The organism is Enterobacter sp. H2G27, from assembly GCF_054403075.1.
In genome coordinates, this window is the sequence record NZ_JBSVSI010000001.1 from 146,785 (window position 1) to 171,301 (window position 24,517).

General features: G+C 53.7%; 21 protein-coding genes, 2 tRNA genes and 3 rRNA genes. 15 read left to right on the forward strand and 11 right to left on the reverse strand.

Annotation, left to right across the window (positions count from 1 at the left end; genetic code table 11):
- Positions 1–348: 348 nt before the first annotated feature.
- On the forward strand, positions 349–1,851 hold the full coding sequence (gene proP, locus ACW9E7_RS00695; protein ID WP_023334221.1) for a glycine betaine/L-proline transporter ProP: 1,503 nt from the start codon (positions 349–351) through the stop codon (positions 1,849–1,851).
- Positions 1,852–1,884: 33 nt separating this feature from the next.
- Here proP and ACW9E7_RS00700 read toward each other — a convergent pair whose 3' ends face one another.
- Positions 1,885–2,838, reverse strand: a complete 954-nt coding sequence (locus tag ACW9E7_RS00700; protein ID WP_458727088.1) for a nickel/cobalt transporter — start codon at positions 2,836–2,838, stop codon at positions 1,885–1,887.
- Between the two features lie 494 nt (positions 2,839–3,332).
- On the opposite strand from ACW9E7_RS00700, the gene ACW9E7_RS00705 reads away from it, so the two are divergent.
- From ACW9E7_RS00705 to rrf, 4 genes are all read left to right on the forward strand, one after another.
- Positions 3,333–4,872, forward strand: a 16S ribosomal RNA gene (locus ACW9E7_RS00705).
- Between the two features lie 85 nt (positions 4,873–4,957).
- Positions 4,958–5,033, forward strand: a tRNA-Glu gene (locus tag ACW9E7_RS00710).
- A 183-nt stretch (positions 5,034–5,216) separates the two neighbouring features.
- Positions 5,217–8,121 (forward strand): 23S ribosomal RNA (locus ACW9E7_RS00715).
- Between the two features lie 71 nt (positions 8,122–8,192).
- Positions 8,193–8,308: ribosomal RNA gene (gene rrf, locus ACW9E7_RS00720) — 5S ribosomal RNA — on the forward strand.
- Together the 16S, 23S and 5S rRNA genes with 1 tRNA gene alongside form the textbook arrangement of a ribosomal RNA operon.
- 235 nt (positions 8,309–8,543) lie before the next feature.
- Here the strand turns inward: rrf and ACW9E7_RS00725 are convergent.
- Positions 8,544–8,619: transfer RNA gene (locus tag ACW9E7_RS00725), tRNA-Phe, on the reverse strand.
- Between the two features lie 170 nt (positions 8,620–8,789).
- On the opposite strand from ACW9E7_RS00725, the gene ACW9E7_RS00730 reads away from it, so the two are divergent.
- The gene (locus ACW9E7_RS00730) at positions 8,790–9,635 is read left to right on the forward strand and encodes an AraC family transcriptional regulator (protein WP_133293614.1); all 846 of its coding nucleotides are present in this window, start codon (positions 8,790–8,792) and stop codon (positions 9,633–9,635) included.
- Positions 9,636–9,671: 36 nt separating this feature from the next.
- Positions 9,672–10,262: a LysE family translocator gene (locus tag ACW9E7_RS00735; protein ID WP_458727089.1), complete on the forward strand. Its 591-nt coding sequence runs from the start codon at positions 9,672–9,674 to the stop codon at positions 10,260–10,262.
- On the opposite strand, the gene ACW9E7_RS00740 is transcribed toward ACW9E7_RS00735, so the two are convergent.
- The 5 genes from ACW9E7_RS00740 to aspA all read right to left on the reverse strand — a co-directional run bounded on the left by ACW9E7_RS00740 (position 10,259) and on the right by aspA (position 15,841).
- The gene (locus ACW9E7_RS00740; RefSeq protein WP_032643754.1) at positions 10,259–10,834 is read right to left on the reverse strand and encodes a transcriptional regulator; all 576 of its coding nucleotides are present in this window, start codon (positions 10,832–10,834) and stop codon (positions 10,259–10,261) included. The genes ACW9E7_RS00735 and ACW9E7_RS00740 overlap by 4 nt on opposite strands.
- 49 nt (positions 10,835–10,883) lie before the next feature.
- Complete coding sequence (locus ACW9E7_RS00745) at positions 10,884–12,575, reverse strand: protein-disulfide reductase DsbD (RefSeq protein ID WP_458727090.1); 1,692 nt, start codon at positions 12,573–12,575, stop codon at positions 10,884–10,886.
- Positions 12,551–12,874 (reverse strand): divalent cation tolerance protein CutA, encoded by a 324-nt coding sequence (cutA, locus tag ACW9E7_RS00750; protein WP_111965412.1) that lies wholly within the window; start codon positions 12,872–12,874, stop codon positions 12,551–12,553. The genes ACW9E7_RS00745 and cutA overlap by 25 nt, the downstream gene beginning before the upstream one ends.
- A 113-nt stretch (positions 12,875–12,987) precedes the next feature.
- Entirely contained in the window at positions 12,988–14,289 is a 1,302-nt protein-coding gene (locus tag ACW9E7_RS00755) for an anaerobic C4-dicarboxylate transporter (protein WP_458727091.1), read from the reverse strand.
- A gap of 115 nt (positions 14,290–14,404) precedes the next feature.
- Positions 14,405–15,841, reverse strand: a complete 1,437-nt coding sequence (gene aspA, locus ACW9E7_RS00760) for an aspartate ammonia-lyase (RefSeq protein ID WP_003855923.1) — start codon at positions 15,839–15,841, stop codon at positions 14,405–14,407.
- Between the two features lie 334 nt (positions 15,842–16,175).
- Here aspA and ACW9E7_RS00765 point away from each other — a divergent pair, with 334 nt between their 5' ends.
- On the forward strand, positions 16,176–16,640 hold the full coding sequence (locus tag ACW9E7_RS00765; protein ID WP_023616652.1) for an FxsA family protein: 465 nt from the start codon (positions 16,176–16,178) through the stop codon (positions 16,638–16,640).
- A gap of 24 nt (positions 16,641–16,664) precedes the next feature.
- Here the strand turns inward: ACW9E7_RS00765 and yjeH are convergent, their stop codons facing one another.
- Positions 16,665–17,915, reverse strand: coding sequence for an L-methionine/branched-chain amino acid transporter (gene yjeH / locus ACW9E7_RS00770; protein WP_458727092.1), 1,251 nt, complete (start codon positions 17,913–17,915; stop codon positions 16,665–16,667).
- Positions 17,916–18,094: 179 nt separating this feature from the next.
- On the opposite strand from yjeH, the gene ACW9E7_RS00775 reads away from it, so the two are divergent.
- The 3 genes from ACW9E7_RS00775 to ACW9E7_RS00785 all read left to right on the forward strand — a co-directional run bounded on the left by ACW9E7_RS00775 (position 18,095) and on the right by ACW9E7_RS00785 (position 20,551).
- Entirely contained in the window at positions 18,095–18,388 is a 294-nt protein-coding gene (locus tag ACW9E7_RS00775; protein WP_003855929.1) for a co-chaperone GroES, read from the forward strand.
- 31 nt (positions 18,389–18,419) lie between these two features.
- Positions 18,420–20,063: a chaperonin GroEL gene (groL, locus tag ACW9E7_RS00780; RefSeq protein ID WP_023310114.1), complete on the forward strand. Its 1,644-nt coding sequence runs from the start codon at positions 18,420–18,422 to the stop codon at positions 20,061–20,063.
- 134 nt (positions 20,064–20,197) lie between these two features.
- Complete coding sequence (locus tag ACW9E7_RS00785) at positions 20,198–20,551, forward strand: DUF4156 domain-containing protein (protein WP_023310115.1); 354 nt, start codon at positions 20,198–20,200, stop codon at positions 20,549–20,551.
- Positions 20,552–20,598: 47 nt separating this feature from the next.
- On the opposite strand, the gene epmB is transcribed toward ACW9E7_RS00785, so the two are convergent.
- The gene (gene epmB / locus ACW9E7_RS00790; protein WP_271369032.1) at positions 20,599–21,627 is read right to left on the reverse strand and encodes an EF-P beta-lysylation protein EpmB; all 1,029 of its coding nucleotides are present in this window, start codon (positions 21,625–21,627) and stop codon (positions 20,599–20,601) included.
- A gap of 40 nt (positions 21,628–21,667) precedes the next feature.
- Between epmB and efp the strand changes: the two genes are divergently transcribed.
- The 3 genes from efp to ecnB all read left to right on the forward strand — a co-directional run bounded on the left by efp (position 21,668) and on the right by ecnB (position 22,679).
- Positions 21,668–22,234 (forward strand): elongation factor P, encoded by a 567-nt coding sequence (gene efp, locus ACW9E7_RS00795; RefSeq protein ID WP_008502940.1) that lies wholly within the window; start codon positions 21,668–21,670, stop codon positions 22,232–22,234.
- A gap of 58 nt (positions 22,235–22,292) precedes the next feature.
- Entirely contained in the window at positions 22,293–22,424 is a 132-nt protein-coding gene (locus ACW9E7_RS00800; RefSeq protein ID WP_024907352.1) for an entericidin A/B family lipoprotein, read from the forward strand.
- A 108-nt stretch (positions 22,425–22,532) separates the two neighbouring features.
- Positions 22,533–22,679 (forward strand): lipoprotein toxin entericidin B, encoded by a 147-nt coding sequence (ecnB, locus tag ACW9E7_RS00805; protein ID WP_003025482.1) that lies wholly within the window; start codon positions 22,533–22,535, stop codon positions 22,677–22,679.
- Between the two features lie 35 nt (positions 22,680–22,714).
- Here the strand turns inward: ecnB and ACW9E7_RS00810 are convergent, their stop codons facing one another.
- Positions 22,715–23,314: a helix-turn-helix transcriptional regulator gene (locus ACW9E7_RS00810; RefSeq protein ID WP_115876639.1), complete on the reverse strand. Its 600-nt coding sequence runs from the start codon at positions 23,312–23,314 to the stop codon at positions 22,715–22,717.
- Positions 23,315–23,575: 261 nt separating this feature from the next.
- On the opposite strand from ACW9E7_RS00810, the gene sugE reads away from it, so the two are divergent.
- On the forward strand, positions 23,576–23,893 hold the full coding sequence (gene sugE / locus ACW9E7_RS00815) for a quaternary ammonium compound efflux SMR transporter SugE (protein ID WP_006178944.1): 318 nt from the start codon (positions 23,576–23,578) through the stop codon (positions 23,891–23,893).
- On the opposite strand, the gene ACW9E7_RS00820 is transcribed toward sugE, so the two are convergent.
- Positions 23,890–24,420: a lipocalin family protein gene (locus ACW9E7_RS00820; RefSeq protein ID WP_045888999.1), complete on the reverse strand. Its 531-nt coding sequence runs from the start codon at positions 24,418–24,420 to the stop codon at positions 23,890–23,892. The two genes, sugE and ACW9E7_RS00820, sit on opposite strands and share 4 nt — an antisense overlap.
- Positions 24,421–24,517: the final 97 nt, after the last annotated feature.

The following is a 24,517-nucleotide window of genomic DNA, read 5'->3' on the forward strand; positions in this document are numbered from 1 at the left end:
AATTAACGTGGTTTGTTTTTCTGTTACGAAAGAAATAAAAACGCGCGTGAGGATGTTCTTTTGGGGAGGGTAAGGAAGTGCTTATTGGCATTCCTTGACAAAAATTGGACTGAGTTGACCAGATGCAAAAATATATGTGAAGTTGATCACAAATATAAACGCTGGTAGGGTAAAAAGGTCATTAACTGCCCATGCAGGCGTCAACAGGTTCGGTTGTATCGATGTAAAACGTCAATGTAAGTAAACCTGCTACGCTTGAATAAGGCGATTCGCATGGAGCGGATCCCATGGTTCACAGAACGCATACTGGACTGTGAAACAGACAGGGCCGAGTCAACGAGGATAGCTATGCTGAGAAGGAAAAAGATTAAACCCATCACGCTTCGCGACGTCACCATTATTGATGACGCAAAGCTGCGTAAAGCGATTACCGCAGCCTCGCTCGGTAATGCGATGGAATGGTTCGATTTTGGTGTCTACGGTTTTGTGGCCTATGCGTTAGGTAAAGTGTTTTTCCCCGGGGCCGATCCCAGCCTGCAGATGATTGCTGCACTGGGTACGTTCTCCGTTCCCTTCCTGATTCGCCCGCTGGGCGGTCTGTTCTTCGGTATGCTCGGCGATAAATATGGTCGCCAGAAGATCCTTGCTATCACCATCGTTATTATGTCGATCAGTACATTCTGTATCGGCCTTATACCGTCTTACGCCACCATCGGCATTTGGGCACCCATTCTCCTGCTGATTTGTAAGATGGCCCAGGGCTTCTCCGTAGGCGGTGAATATACCGGAGCCTCGATCTTCGTTGCCGAGTATTCCCCGGACCGTAAGCGCGGTTTTATGGGAAGCTGGCTGGACTTCGGCTCGATTGCCGGGTTTGTCCTGGGGGCGGGCGTCGTGGTGTTGATTTCAACCGTGGTGGGTGAAGATAACTTCCTCGACTGGGGCTGGCGTATTCCGTTCTTCCTGGCATTGCCGCTGGGGATTATTGGCCTCTACCTGCGTCATGCGCTGGAAGAGACGCCTGCCTTCCAGCAGCACGTCGATAAACTGGAGCAGGGTGACCGCGAAGGGCTGCAGGATGGTCCTAAGGTATCGTTCAAAGAGATTGCTACTAAGCACTGGCGCAGCCTGCTGACCTGTATTGGTCTGGTGATTTCGACCAACGTGACCTACTACATGCTGTTGACCTACATGCCGAGCTATCTGTCGCATAACCTGCACTATTCGGAAGATCACGGTGTGCTGATTATTATCGCCATCATGGTGGGTATGCTGTTTGTGCAGCCGATTATGGGCCTGTTGAGTGACCGTTTTGGTCGTCGACCGTTCATTATTCTGGGAAGCGTTGCGCTGTTTGCTCTGGCAATCCCGGCATTTATTCTTATTAACAGTGATGTGCTGGGGCTGATTTTTGCCGGTCTGCTGATGCTGGCGGTGATCCTTAACTGCTTTATCGGGGTGATGGCCTCAACGCTGCCCGCAATGTTCCCGACCCACATTCGCTACAGCGCGCTGGCCGCAGCCTTTAACATCTCGGTGCTGATTGCCGGTCTGACCCCAACGCTTGCCGCCTCGCTGGTGGAGAGCACACAGAACCTGATGATGCCTGCTTATTACCTGATGGTGATCGCGGTGATTGGTTTGATTACCGGTATTACCATGAAGGAGACGGCAAATCGTCCTCTGAAAGGCGCAACGCCTGCGGCATCGGATATCCAGGAAGCGAAGGAGATCCTGCGTGAGCACTACGATAATGTAGAGCAGAAGATTGAGGATATTGACGCCGAGATTGAAGAGCTGCAGAAAAAACGCTCCCGACTGGTGGATCAGCATCCACGCATCAACGAGTAATAAATAAACCCGCCAACGGCGGGTTTTCTTTTATTAGCATCCGGCAGCGATGTAGTCGCCATTGGCACTGATGGGGATCACCGTCAGGAACAGCACTGTCGCGAACAGGATCAGGACTATCCCTCCGGCTATTTTGACTGCCGGTACCAGCCATCTTAATGAGGCGCTTTCTCCGAACCAGGTCACCGTGCGTTCGCGTGCGTACCTTACAGCCAGGGACAGCCCCACAATAGAGAGGGCGGTTCCCAGAGACATGGTCATGACTGCGGCCACCCCCCAGGTGACAATGCCCAGCGCGTTCGAAAACATCAGAATCATGATCGCCCCGCTGCACGGGCGTGCGCCAATCGCCAGAATCACGCCCAGACGGGTTTTCCAGTCGCCCTGCGTCAGGTCTGTACCTACGCCGTGATGGCTGCAGCCACAGTGTTCGCCGTGCTGATGAAGTGGCTTAATTGCAGAGACAGACATTCTGCGCGGACGCAGACTTTTCAGCGCCTGGTAAATGACAAATGCGCCGAATGCGCCAATAAGCACTGCGCTGATCTTCTCCACATACCAGCGGCTGGTACTAATATCCCCTGAGGCGAGGTTAAATCCTACCGCCAGAATAAAGACAAACAGAATGGCGCTGACGCCCTGCATCAGGCTGCCCAGGAAGGGAACGACCCGGGTGGCCAGCTCGCTTTCCTTATTGGTAGTCAGATAGGTTGTCACAATGAATTTTCCGTGCCCGGGTCCGATGGCGTGAAGGACACCATAAAGGAAAGCCCCCGTTAACAGCCATAATCCTCCGCTGTACTGGTGATTATTAAGCTGCAGCAGATACATCACCAGATAACGGTGCAGGGTAATTTGTGTGGCAAGACACCACTGGATAAAGGCGTTCCAGTGCGTGTGCAGGGTAAAACCGGCAAAGAGAATTACCAGAAGCATCAACCCAGCGGTAGGGAGACGCCAGTCACGGGTGAGGCGTTGTGTGGTCATGATGCGGCCTGCACAGAGGAGAGTATTTGCCGCTAGTATAGTTGATCTTACCGCTCAATTCGTGGGATCGCGTCGGGAACCGTGCATGATTGTGGATAACTTTGTGCATAAAAGGGTATAAGGCGGGGTTTTGCTGGGGAATGCAGCAGTCAGTCATTTTTTTGCAACTTTTCGGTTGCGGTCGTTCGGGAACTCCCTATAATGCGCCTCCATCGACACGGCGGATGTGAATCACTTCACAAACAGCCCGGTCGGTTGAAGAGAAAAAATCCTGAAATAACGGGTTGACTCTGAAAGAGGAAAGCGTAATATACGCCACCTCGCAACGGTGAGCGAAAGCCGCGTTGCACTGCTCTTTAACAATTTATCAGACAATCTGTGTGGGCACTCAAAGTGACATGGATTCTTAACGTCGCAAGACGAAAAATGAATACCAAGTCTCTGAGTGAACATACGTAATTCATTACGAAGTTTAATTCACGAGCATCAAACTTAAATTGAAGAGTTTGATCATGGCTCAGATTGAACGCTGGCGGCAGGCCTAACACATGCAAGTCGAGCGGTAACACAGGGAGCTTGCTCCTGGGTGACGAGCGGCGGACGGGTGAGTAATGTCTGGGAAACTGCCTGATGGAGGGGGATAACTACTGGAAACGGTAGCTAATACCGCATAACGTCGCAAGACCAAAGAGGGGGACCTTCGGGCCTCTTGCCATCAGATGTGCCCAGATGGGATTAGCTAGTAGGTGGGGTAACGGCTCACCTAGGCGACGATCCCTAGCTGGTCTGAGAGGATGACCAGCCACACTGGAACTGAGACACGGTCCAGACTCCTACGGGAGGCAGCAGTGGGGAATATTGCACAATGGGCGCAAGCCTGATGCAGCCATGCCGCGTGTATGAAGAAGGCCTTCGGGTTGTAAAGTACTTTCAGCGGGGAGGAAGGCGTTGAGGTTAATAACCTCAGCGATTGACGTTACCCGCAGAAGAAGCACCGGCTAACTCCGTGCCAGCAGCCGCGGTAATACGGAGGGTGCAAGCGTTAATCGGAATTACTGGGCGTAAAGCGCACGCAGGCGGTCTGTCAAGTCGGATGTGAAATCCCCGGGCTCAACCTGGGAACTGCATTCGAAACTGGCAGGCTAGAGTCTTGTAGAGGGGGGTAGAATTCCAGGTGTAGCGGTGAAATGCGTAGAGATCTGGAGGAATACCGGTGGCGAAGGCGGCCCCCTGGACAAAGACTGACGCTCAGGTGCGAAAGCGTGGGGAGCAAACAGGATTAGATACCCTGGTAGTCCACGCCGTAAACGATGTCGACTTGGAGGTTGTGCCCTTGAGGCGTGGCTTCCGGAGCTAACGCGTTAAGTCGACCGCCTGGGGAGTACGGCCGCAAGGTTAAAACTCAAATGAATTGACGGGGGCCCGCACAAGCGGTGGAGCATGTGGTTTAATTCGATGCAACGCGAAGAACCTTACCTACTCTTGACATCCAGAGAACTTTCCAGAGATGGATTGGTGCCTTCGGGAACTCTGAGACAGGTGCTGCATGGCTGTCGTCAGCTCGTGTTGTGAAATGTTGGGTTAAGTCCCGCAACGAGCGCAACCCTTATCCTTTGTTGCCAGCGGTTAGGCCGGGAACTCAAAGGAGACTGCCAGTGATAAACTGGAGGAAGGTGGGGATGACGTCAAGTCATCATGGCCCTTACGAGTAGGGCTACACACGTGCTACAATGGCGCATACAAAGAGAAGCGACCTCGCGAGAGCAAGCGGACCTCATAAAGTGCGTCGTAGTCCGGATTGGAGTCTGCAACTCGACTCCATGAAGTCGGAATCGCTAGTAATCGTAGATCAGAATGCTACGGTGAATACGTTCCCGGGCCTTGTACACACCGCCCGTCACACCATGGGAGTGGGTTGCAAAAGAAGTAGGTAGCTTAACCTTCGGGAGGGCGCTTACCACTTTGTGATTCATGACTGGGGTGAAGTCGTAACAAGGTAACCGTAGGGGAACCTGCGGTTGGATCACCTCCTTACCTTAAAGAACCTGCCTTTGTAGTGCTCACACAGATTGTCTGATGAAAAGTAAATAGCAAGGCGTCTTGCGATTGAGACTTCAGTGTCCCCTTCGTCTAGAGGCCCAGGACACCGCCCTTTCACGGCGGTAACAGGGGTTCGAATCCCCTAGGGGACGCCACTTGCTGGTTCGTGAGTGAAAGTCACCTGCCGTCATATCTCAAAACTGACTTACGAGTCACGTTTGAGATATTTGCTCTTTAAAAATCTGGATCAAGCTGAAAATTGAAACGACACATCTTTAATGGTGTGTTCGAGTCTCTCAAATTTTCGCAATCAGAAGTGAAACATCTTCGGGTTGTGAGGTTAAGCGACTAAGCGTACACGGTGGATGCCCTGGCAGTCAGAGGCGATGAAGGACGTGCTAATCTGCGAAAAGCGCCGGCGAGGTGATATGAACCTTTGACCCGGCGATGTCCGAATGGGGAAACCCAGTGCAATTCGTTGCACTATCGTTAACTGAATACATAGGTTAACGAGGCGAACCGGGGGAACTGAAACATCTAAGTACCCCGAGGAAAAGAAATCAACCGAGATTCCCCCAGTAGCGGCGAGCGAACGGGGAGCAGCCCAGAGTCTGAATCAGCTTGTGTGTTAGTGGAAGCGTCTGGAAAGTCGCACGGTACAGGGTGACAGTCCCGTACACGAAAGCACACAGGTTGTGAACTCGAAGAGTAGGGCGGGACACGTGGTATCCTGTCTGAATATGGGGGGACCATCCTCCAAGGCTAAATACTCCTGACTGACCGATAGTGAACCAGTACCGTGAGGGAAAGGCGAAAAGAACCCCGGCGAGGGGAGTGAAAAAGAACCTGAAACCGTGTACGTACAAGCAGTGGGAGCACCTTCGTGGTGTGACTGCGTACCTTTTGTATAATGGGTCAGCGACTTATATTCTGTAGCAAGGTTAACCGTATAGGGGAGCCGAAGGGAAACCGAGTCTTAACTGGGCGTTAAGTTGCAGGGTATAGACCCGAAACCCGGTGATCTAGCCATGGGCAGGTTGAAGGTTGGGTAACACTAACTGGAGGACCGAACCGACTAATGTTGAAAAATTAGCGGATGACTTGTGGCTGGGGGTGAAAGGCCAATCAAACCGGGAGATAGCTGGTTCTCCCCGAAAGCTATTTAGGTAGCGCCTCGTGAACTCATCTTCGGGGGTAGAGCACTGTTTCGGCTAGGGGGCCATCCCGGCTTACCAACCCGATGCAAACTACGAATACCGAAGAATGTTATCACGGGAGACACACGGCGGGTGCTAACGTCCGTCGTGAAGAGGGAAACAACCCAGACCGCCAGCTAAGGTCCCAAAGTCATGGTTAAGTGGGAAACGATGTGGGAAGGCACAGACAGCCAGGATGTTGGCTTAGAAGCAGCCATCATTTAAAGAAAGCGTAATAGCTCACTGGTCGAGTCGGCCTGCGCGGAAGATGTAACGGGGCTAAACCATGCACCGAAGCTGCGGCAGCGACACTATGTGTTGTTGGGTAGGGGAGCGTTCTGTAAGCCGTTGAAGGTGTGCTGTGAGGCATGCTGGAGGTATCAGAAGTGCGAATGCTGACATAAGTAACGATAAAGCGGGTGAAAAGCCCGCTCGCCGGAAGACCAAGGGTTCCTGTCCAACGTTAATCGGGGCAGGGTGAGTCGACCCCTAAGGCGAGGCCGAAAGGCGTAGTCGATGGGAAACAGGTTAATATTCCTGTACTTGGTGTTACTGCGAAGGGGGGACGGAGAAGGCTATGTTAGCCGGGCGACGGTTGTCCCGGTTTAAGCATGTAGGCGGAGGTTCCAGGTAAATCCGGTACCTTATTAACGCTGAGGTGTGATGACGAGGCACTACGGTGCTGAAGTAACAAATGCCCTGCTTCCAGGAAAAGCCTCTAAGCATCAGGTAACACGAAATCGTACCCCAAACCGACACAGGTGGTCAGGTAGAGAATACCAAGGCGCTTGAGAGAACTCGGGTGAAGGAACTAGGCAAAATGGTGCCGTAACTTCGGGAGAAGGCACGCTGATATGTAGGTGAAGCCCCTGCGGGTGGAGCTGAAATCAGTCGAAGATACCAGCTGGCTGCAACTGTTTATTAAAAACACAGCACTGTGCAAACACGAAAGTGGACGTATACGGTGTGACGCCTGCCCGGTGCCGGAAGGTTAATTGATGGGGTTAGCGGCAACGCGAAGCTCTTGATCGAAGCCCCGGTAAACGGCGGCCGTAACTATAACGGTCCTAAGGTAGCGAAATTCCTTGTCGGGTAAGTTCCGACCTGCACGAATGGCGTAATGATGGCCAGGCTGTCTCCACCCGAGACTCAGTGAAATTGAACTCGCTGTGAAGATGCAGTGTACCCGCGGCAAGACGGAAAGACCCCGTGAACCTTTACTATAGCTTGACACTGAACACTGGTCCTTGATGTGTAGGATAGGTGGGAGGCTTTGAAGCGTGGACGCCAGTCTGCGTGGAGCCGTCCTTGAAATACCACCCTTTAATGGCTGGTGTTCTAACGTAGACCCGTAATCCGGGTTGCGGACAGTGTCTGGTGGGTAGTTTGACTGGGGCGGTCTCCTCCCAAAGAGTAACGGAGGAGCACGAAGGTTAGCTAATCCTGGTCGGACATCAGGAGGTTAGTGCAATGGCATAAGCTAGCTTGACTGCGAGAGTGACGGCTCGAGCAGGTGCGAAAGCAGGTCATAGTGATCCGGTGGTTCTGAATGGAAGGGCCATCGCTCAACGGATAAAAGGTACTCCGGGGATAACAGGCTGATACCGCCCAAGAGTTCATATCGACGGCGGTGTTTGGCACCTCGATGTCGGCTCATCACATCCTGGGGCTGAAGTAGGTCCCAAGGGTATGGCTGTTCGCCATTTAAAGTGGTACGCGAGCTGGGTTTAGAACGTCGTGAGACAGTTCGGTCCCTATCTGCCGTGGGCGCTGGAGAATTGAGGGGGGCTGCTCCTAGTACGAGAGGACCGGAGTGGACGCATCACTGGTGTTCGGGTTGTCATGCCAATGGCACTGCCCGGTAGCTAAATGCGGAAAAGATAAGTGCTGAAAGCATCTAAGCACGAAACTTGCCCCGAGATGAGTTCTCCCTGAGACTTTAAGTCTCCTGAAGGAACGTTAAAGACTATGACGTTGATAGGTCGGGTGTGTAAGCGCAGCGATGCGTTGAGCTAACCGATACTAATGAACCGTGAGGCTTAACCTTACAACGCCGAAGATGTTTTGGCGAAGAGACAGAACAATCAATTTCAGCCTGATACAGATTAACAGAATTTGCCTGGCGGCTTTAGCGCGGTGGTCCCACCTGACCCCATGCCGAACTCAGAAGTGAAACGCCGTAGCGCCGATGGTAGTGTGGGGTCTCCCCATGTGAGAGTAGGGAACTGCCAGGCATCAAAATAGAAGAACCCCGTACCGAAAGGTGCGGGGTTTTTTGCTTTGTGCTCAGAAAAAACCGGTGTCGCTGCGCTTGCCGGATCTACGGGTTTAGTAGGCCCGATAAGGCAAAGCTGCAAATTGGCAATACAGACCGCACGATCCCACGACAAAGAGAAACAAGAATACAAAGAAAGGATTTATAAACGCAGAAAAGCAAAAGCCCAGCCATAGGCTGGGTTCTTTAAATAGTGGTGCCCGGACTCGGAATCGAACCAAGGACACGGGGATTTTCAATCCCCTGCTCTACCGACTGAGCTATCCGGGCAACGGAGCGCATTAAACCGCAATCACGCGCTATCGTCAACATTATTTCGGGAAAAGCTGTTCAACTGCTTAAGTTTACGGCAATCTGTCCGCTTTCGCCGCGAAAATGCACAAATCTTCCAGACAGAACCAGTGTAATACGGCAATGCTGATAGTAAGAGGAGGGCAGTAATGGTGAATGACTGGCTTGAACTGCGTCAGCATGCAGATACGGGTATTGAGACGATTAAAGCGCATTTCGAAGGGCATGCATTTGATCCGCACTGGCACGATAGCTACCTTGTAGGGATAACCCTCTCCGGCACGCAGCAGTTTCACTGCCGCCGTGAGCGTCATCGCAGCCAGCCGGGCGACGCTTTCCTCCTCGAGCCTGGTGAAATCCACGACGGAGATGCGCCTGTAGAGGGTGGTTTTACCTATCTGACCTTCTATCTTGATGAGCGCTGGCTTATCCGTGCGCTACAGGGGCTTTACGAATCTACTCCCGGGAGTTATTCACTCCACTTTGCCCAAACGTTGACGCGGGAGCCGCAGCTGGTGCGCGCTATCGGCGAGACATTTTCCACCCTGCATAATAATGAGTTGAAGATCGTTCAGCAGAGCGCAATGGATAATCTGCTCTCCCGGATCACCGCCCATTGCCACTGGCGTAAAAAGCTGCCGTCGCAGTTACAAAGTGCTGCCGTGGCGTACCGTGCGCGCGACTATCTCTATGCTCATATCGGCGAGAACGTAGGGCTATCAGACCTTGCGCGCGAGACGGGCACCGATCGCTTCACCCTGACGCGCTGTTTTAAGCGCGAGTTCAACCTGGCGCCTCACGCATGGCTTATTCAACTGCGTCTGGCAAAGGCCCGACAGCTGCTTGCGTGTGGCGACCAGCCTGTTGATGTGGCTGCGGCAGTGGGATTTGCCGATCAAAGCCATCTGGGGCGCTGGTTTCAGCGGGCTTACCGTATCTCTCCTGCACACTACCGCCGGTTGTGCACAAACCTTCCAGACGTTTCCAAAAAATAGCGGCACATTCATGGCTCTAATAAAAAGGAGTCACCTGTGAGTTTGATACCCTTTCTGTTGTTCGCCTTTGTCGCCTCCATTACGCCGGGGCCAACCAATATTCTGGTGCTGACGAACAGCCAGCGCTTTGGCGTTAAAAATACCGTACCAGCTATTCTGGGCGGGTGTATCGCGGCCAGTGCGATTGTGCTGATATCAGGCGCCGGCGCAGGGGAAGTGCTGCGTCAGTATCCTCTAATACGTCAGCTCATGAGCTGGACAGGCGTGCTGTGGCTAAGCTGGATGAGCTGGCAGCTGTTTCGCGCCCCAGCCGCTCGTCTCTGCGCTGAGAACCATATCCAATTTACCGCTAAGGCGGCTGCACTGCTGCAGATCGTGAACCCTAAAACCTGGATGATGGCGCTGGCCGTCGTCAGTCTGTTTGCGCCTGCTGGCGATCATGCATTGCGGGATATTGCGCTAATGGCGCTATGGTTTCTGCTGATCTCAATAGCCTGTTTGATGTGCTGGGCGTGGCTGGGTAAAGCGGTGAACCGAATTTTTCGCACCACCGTAGCGATGGTGCGGTTTCAACGCCTGATGGCGCTGTGTCTTATCGTCTCTGCCTGGGCTGGCATGCTGGCTTAGGTCAGAGCCCCGCCCATACGGCACTGAGCAAAGCGCAGAATATCTTCCGCCAGGCGGTGCGCTGTATCCACATCGGCCTGGCTACGGTTTACCAGCATGCGGCTGAGGCAACCTTCCAGCACCAGTTCCATCTGCTTCGCCACCATCGCCGGATCGTCGACTTCCAGGGTGGTCAACAGCTCATGGGTGAAGTCATGAGCCGCCCGTTTTTGCTGATCTGCTAACTGGTGGATAGGATGCCCAGGGTCGGGAAAATAAGTGCAGGCTGCGATAAACAGACAACCCGGGTACCGGTTGTTGCTGACACATTCCGTCAGGGCGGTATAGCGCGCCAGCAGCTTCTGCTCCGCAGTCAGTTCTTCATTCAGCATCAGCTGCCTGCGCCAGATATCAACCTGCTGGCTGAGATAGCGCAGGGCATCATAGAGTAGCGCTTCTTTATCCGGCCAGAAGCGCTTAAGTTCATCCAGGGGGTAATCGATACGGTCGGCTACCATCTCAAGCGTGGTGCTGGCGATCCCTTGAATCTCAAGTAATTGCAGGGCTTGTCCCAGTACGTCTTCACGTTGCACGGTTATCTCCTCCGCTATTCCCAACGGTTTGTCCCGTTTAAAGTGTTGTTTACGGTTGGCGATTGCGCAAATGCGCGCTAAATGCCGCTGCATCCATAAACCCGGTTACACGCTTTTCTGGCTGCTCCTCGCCCCGTTCATTAAAGAACAAAATGGTGGGCAGACCGAGAACGTTAAGCTGTTTCAGCAGGTCCCTATCCTGCGCATCGTTGGCGGTGACGTTCGCCTGAAGAAGCACCATCTCTTTCAGGGCGCGCTGCACCTGCGGATCGCTAAAGGTGTATTTTTCAAACTCTTTGCAGGCGACACACCAGTCGGCATAGAGATCGAGCATCACCGGTTTGCCTTTCGCCTCCGCTAGGGCGCTGTTAAGTTCTTCCACGTTCTTTATTTGGGTGAAGTTCAGATGCGCCTGCATCTGACCCACGGGTGAACCAAACGCCCAGTCCTGCAGCGGGCGTACGCTTACCAGCGCGGCGGCGAGCAGGATAATTTGCACCAAACGCATCCACGGTCGTTTCGCTCCCAGACTGGTGATAAATGCCCAGCTGAAGAACGCTACGCCGAGCATAGCCCACAGGCGCATACCCCAGACGTCACCGATGATACGCTCCAGCAGGAACACCGGCAGCGCCAGAATGACAAAGCCAAATGCGGTTTTCACCGTTTCCATCCACGGGCCGCTCTTCGGCAGCAGTCGATTGCCGAAAACCGTGACCAGAATCAGCGGCAGACCCATGCCCAGGGCATACAGGTACAACGTTCCGCCGCCGAGCCACATGTTTCCGCTCTGGGCGATATAGAGCAGGATGGCGCTAAGCGGCGCGGTGGTGCAAGGGGAACAAACCAGCCCGGCAATGGCACCCATTGCGAACACGCCGCCTGCCGAACCACCCTGCTGGCGATTACTCATCAGCGTTAAGCGGGTTTGCAGCGAGGAGGGCAACTGCAGCGTGAACAGGCCAAACATCGACAGCGCCAGCAGGATAAATATCGCCGACAGGCCAATCAGCACATAAGGATGCTGCAGTGCGGCCTGGAACTGTAACCCGGCAGCGGCAACCACAAGTCCAAGGGCCGTGTAGGTCAATGCCATACCCTGCACGTAAATTAAGGCCAGCAGCAGCGCGCGGGCTGTGGAAAGGCGCTGTTTGCCGCCCAGCACGATGCCAGAGATGAGCGGATACATGGGCAGCACGCAGGGTGTAAAGGCAATGCCAATCCCAATCAGGAAGGCCCAGAGCGCCGAGAATGGAAGGTCTGCGTGGTCTTCGCTCTTCTCGTCCGAGGGGAGAGGGGAAACGGCAGCAGCCGCTTTCACTTCGCTGAGCGGAACAACCTTCGTTTCCGGCGGATAGCAGAATCCGGCATCCGCGCACCCCTGATAGGTCACCGTCAGCGTCGCGCCTTTATCCGCCTGATTCACCGTAACAGGCACGATCATGCGCTGGCGATAGATCTCGCTTTTGCCGTAAAACTCATCTTCATGCCACTCGCCAGCGGGCATCTGTAATGCGCCCACGCTGGCCTGAGCAGGCGTAATGCTCACCTGCTTGCGATAGAGGTAATAGCCCTCTTTCACCTGCCAGTTGAGCGTAAGGTCATGCTGGTTTTGCTGAAAATCGAAAACAAACGCCTGGTCGGCAGGGATGAAGTTCGAACGGCCGGGCGCGTCAAATAACCCGGCAAATACTGATGTGCTGCACAGCAGCAGAATCAGCGTAAGGAAGCGTTGAGCCATGAGAGATAGTCGTTATCGCCATGAACCACTGGCACCACCAGCAGCTCCGGGGTTTGGTAAGGATGATGAGATTTGAGGCAGTCCAGGAGTGCCTGCTGATTTGCCAGATTGGTTTTGAGCAACATCTGGACCTCGTACTCTTGCTCCAGCTTACCTTCCCAATAGTAAAGAGAGGTGGCACCGGGGAGGAGCGTAACGCAGGCTGCCAGTTTTTCGGCCAGCACTTTGGCGGCGAGATCCTGGGCAGAGGCTTCATCAGGGGCGGTACAAAGTACGACAACAGCATCAGGCGTGTTCACAAGTCGACCTCCTCATCACGAAAGGTTTAACTATATCACGCAAGGCGGTTGGTCATTAATGAAACGGGCCGCAGAGCGGCCCGATTTTAACTATTTTTACAACCGGGAGCGGTTTACAGCACCACGCCACCGATGATAAAGCCGAGGATCACGCAAAGTGAAATGGCGACCACGCCCGGGATCAGGAACGCATGGTTAAACACATACTTACCGATACGGGTTGAGCCGGTGTCATCCATCTCTACCGCCGCCAGCAGGGTTGGGTAGGTAGGCAGCACGAACAGGGCGGAGACGGCAGCAAACGAGGCGATGGCGGTCAACGGCGTTACGCCCAGCATCAGTGCCGCAGGCATCAGCGCTTTGGTGGTCGCGGCCTGAGAGTAAAGCAGGGTCGCAGCAAAGAACAGCACGACCGCCAGCAGCCATGGATAGTTGTGCAGCAGGTCCCCGGCCACGGTCTGAATGTCGCTGATGTGCGCTTTAACGAAAGTATCACCGAGCCACGCCACACCCAGCACGCACACGCAGGCGCTCATACCGGATTTAAAGGTGCTGGCGTTCAGCACTTCGCTGGTATCAATTTTACAGGTGATGCTAATCAGCGTGGCGATGGTCAGCATAAACACGACAATCGCTTCGTTACGCGGCAGAACCGGGTTCTGGATCAGACCTACGGTATCGCTGATGGCGGTCGCGTAGAACATGACGGCAACGATACCAATCAGGAACAGCAGCACGGAGCGTTTTGCATGTGGCTTCAGTTCGAAGACCTGACTGCCGCGCAGGCTCACTTCACCTTTTGCCAGACGCTCCTGATAAATCGGATCGTCTTTCAGTTCAGCGCCGAGGAAGTTACACAGCACGGCGGTAATCATCACCGCGATCAGCGTCACCGGGATACAGATCGCCAGCAGCGTCAGGTAGCTCACGCCCATCGGCTCAAGGATACCGGCGAAGAAGACCACCGCCGCGGAAATCGGTGAAGCGGTAATGGCGATCTGGGACGCGACGACCGCAATGGAGAGCGGACGCGACGGACGGATACCCTGTTCTTTCGCCACTTCGGTAATCACCGGTAACGTGGAGAAAGCGGTGTGGCCAGTACCGGCGAGAATGGTCATAAACCATGTCACCAGCGGAGCAAGGAAGGTAATGTATTTTGGATGGCGGCGCAGCATACGCTCCGCCAGGCTTACCAGGTAGTCCATACCGCCTGCCACCTGCATGGCGGCAATAGCGGCAATAACAGCCATGATGATTTCGATAACGTCGAACGGTATAGCGCCGGGTTTAATCTGAAAGATAAGGGTAAGAACGAGCACTCCAAGACCGCCGGCAAAACCGATGCCGATACCCCCGAGTCGTGCTCCCAAATAAATCGCCAACAAGACGATGACGAGTTCTGCTCCAAACATAAGGACCTGCCTTGCTTATTAACAAGTTGATATTGAATTGTTGTATTTTGGTAACGCCTAAAAAGAAAAAAGGCACGTCACAAGTGACGTGCCTTAAGAAGCCTAGCCTGAACGGTTACTGTTCGCTTTCATCGGTATATCGTTTCGCTTTATATGCCGGGTGCATCAGGTTTTGGGCCGAGAAGATATCGTCCAGCTCGGCTTCGGTCAACAGCCCGCGCTCCAGTACTACTTCACGTACGCTCTTACCGGTTTCGGCACAAATCTTACCGACGATGTCGCCGTTGTGGTGACCGATGAACGGGTTGAGGTAGGTGACGATCCCGATGGAGTTGTAGACATAACCTTCACAGACTTCTTTATTCGCCGTGATGCCGTTAATGCATTTTTCCAGCAGGTTGTAGCAGGCGTTCGTCAGGATGTGGATAGATTCAAACATCGCCTGGCCAATCACCGGCTCCATCACGTTCAGCTGCAGCTGACCCGCTTCAGAGGCCATGGTCACGGTCGTATCGTTACCGATGACTTTGAAGCAAACCTGGTTCACCACTTCTGGCACCACCGGGTTCACCTTGGCCGGCATGATGGATGAACCGGCCTGCAACTCTGGCAGGTTGATTTCATTCAGGCCAGCGCGCGGACCGGAAGAGAGCAGGCGCAGGTCGTTACAGATTTTGGACAGTTTCACTGCCAGACGTTTCAGCGCGCTGTGTACCATGACGTAGGCGCCGCAGTCGGAGGTGGCTTCAATCAGGTCTTCTGCAGGCACAACCGGCAGGTTAGACACTTCAGCCAGTTTCTGTACCGCCAGCTGCTGATAGCCATCCGGGGTGTTCAGACGCGTACCGATGGCGGTGGCGCCCAGGTTCACTTCCAGAAGCAGCTCGGAGGTGCGCAGCAGGTTTTTGGTCTCTTCGTTCAGCAGTACGTTAAACGCGTGGAATTCCTGGCCGAGGGTCATCGGCACCGCATCCTGCAGCTGGGTACGACCCATTTTCAGGATGTCCTGGAACTCAACCGCTTTACGCTGGAAGCCATCACCCAGTTGGTTGATCGCATCCACCAGTTTCACTACGGAGGCATACACCGCAATACGGAAGCCGGTTGGGTAGGCGTCGTTGGTGGACTGGCATTTGTTAACGTGGTCGTTCGGGTTCAGGTACTGGTATTCACCTTTCTGGTGACCCATCAGCTCCAGGCCAATGTTTGCCAGTACTTCGTTAGTATTCATGTTGACGGAGGTGCCCGCGCCGCCCTGATAGACGTCAACCGGGAACTGGTCCATGCATTTGCCGTTGTTCAGCACTTCATCGCAGGCTGCGATAATCGCATTTGCCGCGCTTTTAGGAATGGTTTGCAGCTCTTTGTTGGCCAGTGCTGCGGCTTTCTTCACCATCACCATGCCACGGACAAACTCAGGGATGTCGCTGATTTTGCTGTTGCTGATGTAGAAGTTTTCAATCGCTCTCAGAGTGTGGACACCGTAGTAGGCATCCGCTGGAACTTCCCTGGTACCCAACAAGTCTTCTTCGATACGAATGTTGTTTAACATGTGAACCTTCTTTTCAAGCTGCCGATGGATTGTACTAAACACACAGTATTTATGTGGTTTTGAATATTTTCTGGCCGACGATTATTCCCTCAATCAGCCAGATGCTCGAGATCATATGCTGATGATAGCGAATTGCCGTAAGCTGGATCACTTATTATCGAGCCGATTCCATGATAATTATTAATCTGTGAAATGGGTCACCGCTTTAAAATTTCCAAAAAAAATATCCGTGCAAACTGATTGAATTTTCGCTAACCGTCACCATTTCATACAAACGCGCGTCGCGAACACATTCAGACAGGGGCCGACGGCCCTTGCCATACAGGAGATGCCAGTGCGCTGGATACCGTTTATTGCTTTCTTCCTCTATGTTTACATTGAGATTTCCATTTTCATCCAGGTTGCCCATGTGTTGGGCGTACTGCTAACGCTGATTCTGGTGATTTTCACCTCCGTCATCGGCATGTCGCTGGTGCGTAATCAGGGTTTCAAAAATTTCCTGATAATGCAGCAGAAGATGGCCGCAGGGGAAAGCCCCGCGGAAGAGATGATCAAAAGCGTGTCATTGATTATTGCGGGGCTGCTGCTGATCCTGCCGGGATTCTTTACCGACTTCCTCGGCCTGCTGCTGCTTCTGCCGCCGGTGCAAAAACACCTGACCATGAAGCTGCTGCCGCATCTGCGCTTTAGCCGAATGCCGGGGGGCGGATTTAGCACCGGACCGGGCGATACCTTCGAAGGGGAGTATCAGCGTAAGGATGAACAGCACGACCGTTTAGACCATAAAGACGATCGGTAATGTTTTTGCCCGGTGGCGCTTCGCTTACCGCGTCTCCGGGTGCGCACCGCGCCTCGGCAAAAACACCCACAGCCCTGCCAGCATGACAATTGCGTACAAACTCTTCCAGCCCACCATCGCCAGCAGCAGCAGGCAAAGCACACCCCCGACGACCGCCAGAGCTTTATAGCGACCTTTTAGCAAACGGCATCCCGCCAGCATGCACAGCAGGTAGATCATGATGAAAATGCCGTTGGCGTAGACGATCAGCGCGTCCAGATTAATCTTCAGTGCGTAAATACAGAGCGTGCTCACCACGCAGCAGCCCAGTACGGCATTCAGGGCATTCAGCGGAAGCTGGCGTTTAGACAGGCGCGCGAGACGATTCTCGGGTTTGTCGAGCGCCTGCGACCATACCAGACGGGCAAAGCTCTGGATATAAATGTTGAGGCTGGCAAAACAGGCCAGATAGCCGATGACACAGGCGATCCATAGCGCCTGCACGCCGAACAGTTCCACCACGATACCCGGCAGCGAGGCCGCGGCGGCGAGATCCGCTCCGAACGCGTGGAAGTGTAAAACCAGCACGGTACACGCCCAATAGACCGTGCCAGCCAGCAGCAGGCCTATAATCAGGGCGCGGGGGAAATCACGTTCAGGCTGCTTAAATTCAGACGCCAGATGGGCAAAGGCTTCCAGGCCAACAAAACACCAGAACATGACGGAGAGCGCGGCGAAAAGCTGTGAATGGTCGACGTCTGTCAGCGCAGGGAAGGGAATTTCCTTGATGGTGATATCGCCCGCCCACCAGATAGCGACAACGAGCGCGACAATCAGCACCGCAACCAGCGTCTGCAGGTTGGCGCTCGAGCTGGCGCCGCGAGAGCCCACCCACCAGACGATTGCCAGCGTACCCAGCTCGGCCAGCAATAACTGCTCGTTATGCCAGCCAAACAGCGCCTGACCAAATCCGGTCGCAATATGCAACGCCGCAGGAAGGCCAACCGGAATGACGGAGAGAAACAGCCAGCCGGTTACACACTGCAGCCGCGGACCAAAGGCCAGTCCGACAAAGTGCGCCACGCCGCCCGCGCTGGGGAAATGCCGCCCCAGGATGGCAAACACAATGGCTATCGGGAAAACCAATACAATCAGCGCCGGCCACGCCCACAGGCTGTTATTTCCAGCCACCAGCGCCGCCAGTGCGGGTACGGCAAACACGCCCGTACCTAACAAGGAGGTTGAGAGCAGTCCGACGCCCTGCGCCAGCCCCAGCTCCTGCTTGAGTCCACTCATTGACATCGCCCTGCCAGTACCAAAAGAGAGGCGATGGTAACACTTTCGCAAATTTTTTTTTCGACTCCCCCTTGAAGGGGGAAAAAGCTATCCCCATCTCTCAGGGCACTAGTCGGAAAACCGCATGCGGGCCGGCGTCATCCATAACTGATAATGACTTTCTCAAAGGAGAGCTATCAATGAGTATTCGTCCGTTACATGATCGTGTGATCGTCAAACGTAAAGAAGTTGAAACCAAGTCTGCTGGCGGCATCGTTCTGACCGGTTCTGCAGCAGCCAAATCAACGCGTGGCGAAATCATCGCTGTCGGTAAGGGCCGCATCCTGGAAAACGGAACTGTGCAGCCGCTGGACGTTAAAGTTGGTGACATCGTAATTTTCAACGATGGCTACGGCGTGAAATCCGAGAAGATCGACAATGAAGAAGTGTTGATCATGTCCGAGAGCGACATTCTGGCAATTGTTGAAGCGTAATTTACGCACGAGAATTTGAGGAAATAAGAACATGGCAGCTAAAGACGTAAAATTCGGTAACGACGCTCGTGTAAAAATGCTCCGCGGCGTAAACGTACTGGCAGATGCAGTTAAAGTGACCCTGGGCCCGAAAGGCCGCAACGTAGTGCTGGATAAATCCTTCGGCGCGCCAACCATCACCAAAGATGGTGTTTCTGTAGCACGTGAAATCGAGCTGGAAGACAAGTTCGAAAACATGGGTGCGCAGATGGTGAAAGAAGTTGCCTCTAAAGCGAACGACGCTGCAGGTGACGGTACCACCACCGCGACCGTTCTGGCGCAGGCGATCATCACCGAAGGTCTGAAAGCCGTTGCTGCGGGCATGAACCCAATGGATCTGAAACGTGGTATCGACAAAGCTGTCGCCTCCGCTGTTGAAGAACTGAAAGCGCTGTCCGTACCGTGCTCTGACTCTAAAGCCATTGCTCAGGTTGGTACTATCTCCGCTAATTCCGACGAAACCGTAGGTAAACTGATCGCTGAAGCGATGGACAAAGTCGGTAAAGAAGGCGTAATCACCGTTGAAGACGGTACCGGTCTGGAAGACGAACTGGACGTGGTAGAAGGTATGCAGTTCGACCGCGGTTACCTGTCCCCATACTTCATCAACAAGCCAGAAACTGGCGCTGTTGAGTTGGAAAGCCCGTTCATCCTGCTGGCTGATAAGAAAATCTCCAACATCCGCGAAATGCTGCCAGTACTGGAAGCCGTTGCGAAAGCAGGCAAGCCTCTGGTTATCATCGCTGAAGACGTTGAAGGCGAAGCGCTGGCGACCCTGGTGGTTAACACCATGCGCGGCATCGTGAAAGTGGCTGCGGTTAAAGCACCTGGCTTCGGCGATCGCCGTAAAGCGATGCTGCAGGATATCGCTACCCTGACTGGCGGTACCGTGATCTCTGAAGAGATCGGTATGGAGCTGGAAAAAGCGACCCTGGAAGACCTGGGCCAGGCGAAACGCGTTGTGATCAACAAAGACACCACCACCATCATCGATGGCGTGGGTGAAGAAGCCGCTATTCAGGGCCGCGTTGGTCAGATCCGTAAGCAGATCGAAGAAGCGACTTCCGATTACGACCGTGAAAAACTGCAGGAGCGCGTAGCGAAACTGGCAGGCGGCGTTGCGGTAATCAAAGTCGGTGCTGCTACCGAAGTTGAAATGAAAGAGAAAAAAGCACGCGTTGACGATGCTCTGCACGCGACCCGTGCTGCGGTAGAAGAAGGCGTGGTTGCTGGTGGTGGTGTCGCGCTGGTGCGTGTTGCCGCTAAACTGGCTGGCCTGACCGCTCAGAACGAAGACCAGAACGTGGGCATCAAAGTTGCGCTGCGCGCAATGGAAGCCCCTCTGCGTCAGATCGTTTCTAACGCCGGTGAAGAGCCATCTGTGGTTGCGAACAACGTGAAAGCGGGCGAAGGTAACTACGGTTACAACGCAGCAACTGAAGAATACGGCAACATGATCGACTTCGGTATCCTGGATCCAACTAAAGTGACCCGTTCTGCTCTGCAGTATGCGGCCTCTGTTGCTGGTCTGATGATTACCACCGAGTGCATGGTGACCGACCTGCCTAAAGGCGATGCGCCTGATTTAGGTGCTGCTGGTATGGGCGGCATGGGCGGTATGGGCGGCATGATGTAATCGTGCGCTCTACGTCGTAGAATGTGAAAAACCCCCGGGCAGAAATGCTCGGGGGTTTTTCTTTTGGTCATCTTTTAGGTATAAGATTTACACACGGACAACTACTGTCCAGCTTATTGAAAACGAGGAATAACATGCGCGTAAAAGTCTGTGCAGGGATTGTAGGGGCAGCATTGCTGCTGGCGGGTTGTAGCTCCAGCAATGAGCTGTCGGCAGCGGGCCAGGGCGTTCGCTTTGTGGAAGATAAGCCTGGCAGTGAATGCCAGCTGTTAGGCACGGCAACCGGTGAGCAAAGCAACTGGATGTCAGGTCAGCATGGCGAAGAAGGTGGCTCGATGCGCGGTGCGGCGAATGCCCTGCGTAACCAGGCTGCGGCAATGGGCGGTAACGTCATTTACGGCGTGAGCAGCCCAACGCAGAGTATGCTGTCCAGCTTCGTGCCGACCGCCAGCCAGATGAACGGCCAAGTCTACAAGTGCCCGAACTGATTGCCTTTTCCCCTCTCCCTGTGGGAGAGGGTTAGGGTGAGGGGAAACTAGTGCTGTCGCAGCTGCAAATCCAGCGGCGTCTTGCTCGGCTCTCCGCCAATCTCCCGTGCCAGCTTCGGCACCATATAGCCTGAAACCAGCGTTAACAGTTCGCGCATAATCTGCCGGGCTTCTTCATCCGTTACCATGAAATGGGCCGCGCCCTGAACGCGATCCAGCACGTGCAGGTAATAGGGCATCACGCCCGCATCAAACAGGGCATTGCTCAGGTCAGCCAGCACGCGGGCGCTGTCATTCACGCCGCGCAGCAGCACGCTCTGGTTCAGCAGCGTTACGCCCGCTTTACGCAGACGCGCCATCGCCGCGCGAAAATCATCGTCAATTTCGTTCCCGTGGTTGATATGGTTCACCAGCAGCACCTGCAGGCGAGACTGCTCAAGGCGTGCCACCAGTCTGTCCGTGATACGTGCCGGAATAACAATCGGCAAACGGCTATGAATGCGCAGACGTTTGATGTGCGGGATGGCTTCCAGCTGTGTCAGCAGCCAGTCCAGCTCGTGATCTTTTGCCATCAGCGGATCGCCGCCGGAAAAAATAATCTCATCCAGCTCTGAATGGACGGCAATATAGTCCAGCGCGACCTGCCAGTTGCGTTTATTGCCCTGGTTTTCGGCATACGGGAAGTGCCGACGGAAGCAATAACGACAATTTACCGCGCAGCCGCCCTTTACCAGCAGCAGGGCACGGTTGAGATATTTGTGCAGTAAACCAGGCACCACGCTGTTCTGCTCTTCCAGCGGATCGGTGCTGTATCCCGGCGCGGTGATAAACTCATCCTGCGAAGTAAGTGTTTGTTTTAATAGCGGATCGTCGGGGTTGCCTTTCTCCATCCGCGCCACAAACGCACGGGGAACGCGCAGGGCGAAAAGGCGCTTTGCCTCGCGGCCAGCAAGCAACTCTGGGTGCTGATCGAGGTCTAAAAGACGCAGCAATTCATCAGGACTGGTGATTACATCGGCAAGTTGCGATAACCAATCTTCTCTGGACGGGGTGTTTAGGGTTACAATATGCGCCATTTTGTGGCTTAGCTACCAGTTAACAAATTTAGAGGGCCTTATGGCAACGTACTATAGCAACGATTTTCGTGCTGGTCTTAAAATCATGATGGACGGCGAACCGTACGCGGTTGAAGCCAGCGAATTCGTTAAACCAGGTAAAGGCCAGGCATTCGCACGCGTTAAGCTGCGCCGTCTGCTGACCGGTACCCGTGTTGAGAAAACCTTCAAGTCTACTGACTCCGCTGAAGGCGCTGATGTTGTTGATATGAACCTGACCTATCTGTACAACGATGGCGAGTTCTGGCATTTCATGAACAACTCCACTTTCGAACAGCTGTCTGCTGATGAGAAAGCGGTAGGTGATAGCGCTAAATGGCTGCTGGACCAGGCTGAGTGCATCGTAACCCTGTGGAACGGTCAGCCTATCGCTGTGACCCCACCAAACTTCGTAGAACTGGAAATCGTTGAAACCGATCCAGGTCTGAAGGGTGATACCGCTGGTACCGGCGGTAAACCAGCCAAACTGTCTACCGGCGCAGTGGTTAAAGTTCCACTGTTCGTACAGACTGGCGAAGTGATCAAAGTGGATACCCGCTCCGGCGAATACGTGTCCCGCGTGAAGTAATTTACGTCATGATTGAAGGCGCAGCGCCCGCTGCGCCTGATTTTTGCAGGCAGGGATGATGAAACGTACCGTTAAAATTCTGCTTCTGTTAGCGCTTTCCAGTGCATTGCTTTCCGGCTGTAACACCACCCGTGGAATGGGACAAGATATCCAGGATCTCGGTCATATCATTTCTCACGCCGCCAGCTAAGTTCGTCTAATTTTCCTAAAAATGCTTCCTTTTCCGTCATCCGGCGGGATCTTGTCTATCCTTAAGTTGCTATACACAAAACAACTTTGGCTATAAAAGGAAGATATTATGGTTAAGAAGACAATTGCAGCGATCTTTTCAGTCCTGGTACTTTCTTCAGTATTAACAGCCTGTAATACCACGCGTGGCGTTGGTCAGGATATTTCTGAAGGTGGTAGCGCAATCTCTGGTGCGGCAACTAAAGCCCAGCAGTAATTAACACACGGTACGAGACCAGCCGTTTCGTACCGTCAGCTTTTTGATTCCTGCAGGGATAAGAACGGAGAAAAACGCGTATCCATATGCAATTTCATGCGGATATTGCGTTTATAGGTATAGACCGTTTTTCCGTTGATACTCAGGTGGGCAGCAATTTTTTGATTGCTCGCGCCGTCCATCCATAATGTCAGCACTTTCTCTTCCTGCCGGGTCAGCAAGGGGGCGGCTGCCGTGGGCCTTTCAGCGCATGAGCGCGAGGTTAATGCATCATTTATAGTCGTTGCCACTTCTTCGAGACTGGCGTTTTTCAACAGCGACGACCACACCGGGAAGTGTCCGAGCCAGTCTGTCATGCCGTTGTCCTCTCCCGATTGCAGCAAAATAAACGGTAAGCGTTCACTGGCGTTGAGCAAGGACGAGAGCTGCTGAAAATGATGAATATCCTGCCTGAAACCGTACAAATCGGCGATAACCAGCGTGGGTTTCCATTGCAGAATGTGCTCCCTGGCAAGGAACAGATTATTCAGCCCGGTCACAACGTAGTGTCCCGGGAACAAACCGGAATGATTGAGCCATGCTTCAAACCCCGTGCGGGTAAAGTGACAACGGTCAATCAAGAGAATTTTGAACATATTTTATTCGCAGTCGGCTAGTGGTTTGGCTTCCTGCCATCAGAAAGCACATCATCATAGAGAAGTCGGATGAGTGCTAAATGCCGGAACTACGCGCCATACTGCGGCTATTTCTTGCCTTAACGTGTTCAGCAAAAAAATATTGAAAAAAAATAGCACGCTAACCAAAATATGGGGCGTAATCTCTGCCTTACGGGACGACCCGTAAGCGTTTCTTTCACCGGGGACGGCCCCAACTTCTATTAAGTTAAGGAGCCTGAAATGTCCTGGATCATTCTTTTTATTGCCGGTCTGCTCGAAGTGGTGTGGGCGATTGGTCTCAAGTACACCCATGGATTTACCCGTCTGACGCCCAGCGTTATTACCGTAACCGCGATGATCGTGAGTATTGTCCTGTTATCCTGGGCGATGCGCTCGCTGCCTGTGGGAACGGCTTATGCCGTCTGGACGGGCATTGGGGCGGTGGGGGCCGCCATCACCGGCATTCTGCTACTGGGAGAGTCAGCGAGTCTGGCGCGTATCGCCAGCCTCGCCTTGATTGTAGCGGGGATCATTGGGCTTAAGCTCAGCACCCATTAATGGGGTTGTTTTACCCAGATCAGTTTTGACACATCAAACCCTTGCCGGGTCGCGACGTCCAGCATCTGCTGTTTCATTTCTGACGAAATAGTTGGCGTGCGGGAAAGTATCCACAGATAGTCGCGATCCGGCCCGCAGACCAGCGCGTGACGGTACTCTCTGTCGAGCGCGATCACGTTATAGCCACCATAAAACGGGCCAAAGAAAGAGACTTTTAGCGCGGCCCGTCGCGGGTCGCCCGTGAAGTACGCTTTCCCAATCGACTGCTGCCACATCTCCCGATCGGGATTATAGCCCCGGTTGATCACCTGAATACCGCCATCATCCATCGGGCTGTAATTTGCAGTGACCTTCTCTAAGCCCTGCTCAAACCGATGGTCGAGGCGCGCGATTTCATACCATGTTCCAAGGAAGCGTTGTGCATCAAAAGGCGTGACGACGGTAACGCCAGGCGGTGGGGTAGGGGAACTGCAGGCAACCACTAAAAACGCGGCTGTCACCGCGGCGATAACAGGCAGAATGCGCATAGGAGTTTCCTTACTGTTTTTTGTTAAGTGTAGATGACGGCAAGGAAAATGTGGTTTTTGTGCGGTGTGTTTCGCCGGGTAAGCGCAGCGCCACCCG

What these genes read in the sequence shown, in the direction of transcription:
- proP (WP_023334221.1), top strand. Translation starts at nt 349, where the DNA reads ATGCTGAGAAGGAAAAAGATTAAACCCATCACGCTTCGCGACGTCACC.
- ACW9E7_RS00700 (WP_458727088.1), bottom strand. Translation starts at nt 2,838, where the DNA reads ATGACCACACAACGCCTCACCCGTGACTGGCGTCTCCCTACCGCTGGG.
- ACW9E7_RS00730 (WP_133293614.1), top strand. Translation starts at nt 8,790, where the DNA reads ATGGTGAATGACTGGCTTGAACTGCGTCAGCATGCAGATACGGGTATT.
- ACW9E7_RS00745 (WP_458727090.1), bottom strand. Translation starts at nt 12,575, where the DNA reads ATGGCTCAACGCTTCCTTACGCTGATTCTGCTGCTGTGCAGCACATCA.
- ACW9E7_RS00755 (WP_458727091.1), bottom strand. Translation starts at nt 14,289, where the DNA reads ATGTTTGGAGCAGAACTCGTCATCGTCTTGTTGGCGATTTATTTGGGA.
- aspA (WP_003855923.1), bottom strand. Translation starts at nt 15,841, where the DNA reads ATGTTAAACAACATTCGTATCGAAGAAGACTTGTTGGGTACCAGGGAA.
- yjeH (WP_458727092.1), bottom strand. Translation starts at nt 17,915, where the DNA reads ATGAGTGGACTCAAGCAGGAGCTGGGGCTGGCGCAGGGCGTCGGACTG.
- ACW9E7_RS00775 (WP_003855929.1), top strand. Translation starts at nt 18,095, where the DNA reads ATGAGTATTCGTCCGTTACATGATCGTGTGATCGTCAAACGTAAAGAA.
- groL (WP_023310114.1), top strand. Translation starts at nt 18,420, where the DNA reads ATGGCAGCTAAAGACGTAAAATTCGGTAACGACGCTCGTGTAAAAATG.
- ACW9E7_RS00785 (WP_023310115.1), top strand. Translation starts at nt 20,198, where the DNA reads ATGCGCGTAAAAGTCTGTGCAGGGATTGTAGGGGCAGCATTGCTGCTG.
- epmB (WP_271369032.1), bottom strand. Translation starts at nt 21,627, where the DNA reads ATGGCGCATATTGTAACCCTAAACACCCCGTCCAGAGAAGATTGGTTA.
- efp (WP_008502940.1), top strand. Translation starts at nt 21,668, where the DNA reads ATGGCAACGTACTATAGCAACGATTTTCGTGCTGGTCTTAAAATCATG.
- ACW9E7_RS00800 (WP_024907352.1), top strand. Translation starts at nt 22,293, where the DNA reads ATGAAACGTACCGTTAAAATTCTGCTTCTGTTAGCGCTTTCCAGTGCA.
- ecnB (WP_003025482.1), top strand. Translation starts at nt 22,533, where the DNA reads ATGGTTAAGAAGACAATTGCAGCGATCTTTTCAGTCCTGGTACTTTCT.
- ACW9E7_RS00810 (WP_115876639.1), bottom strand. Translation starts at nt 23,314, where the DNA reads ATGTTCAAAATTCTCTTGATTGACCGTTGTCACTTTACCCGCACGGGG.
- sugE (WP_006178944.1), top strand. Translation starts at nt 23,576, where the DNA reads ATGTCCTGGATCATTCTTTTTATTGCCGGTCTGCTCGAAGTGGTGTGG.
- ACW9E7_RS00820 (WP_045888999.1), bottom strand. Translation starts at nt 24,420, where the DNA reads ATGCGCATTCTGCCTGTTATCGCCGCGGTGACAGCCGCGTTTTTAGTG.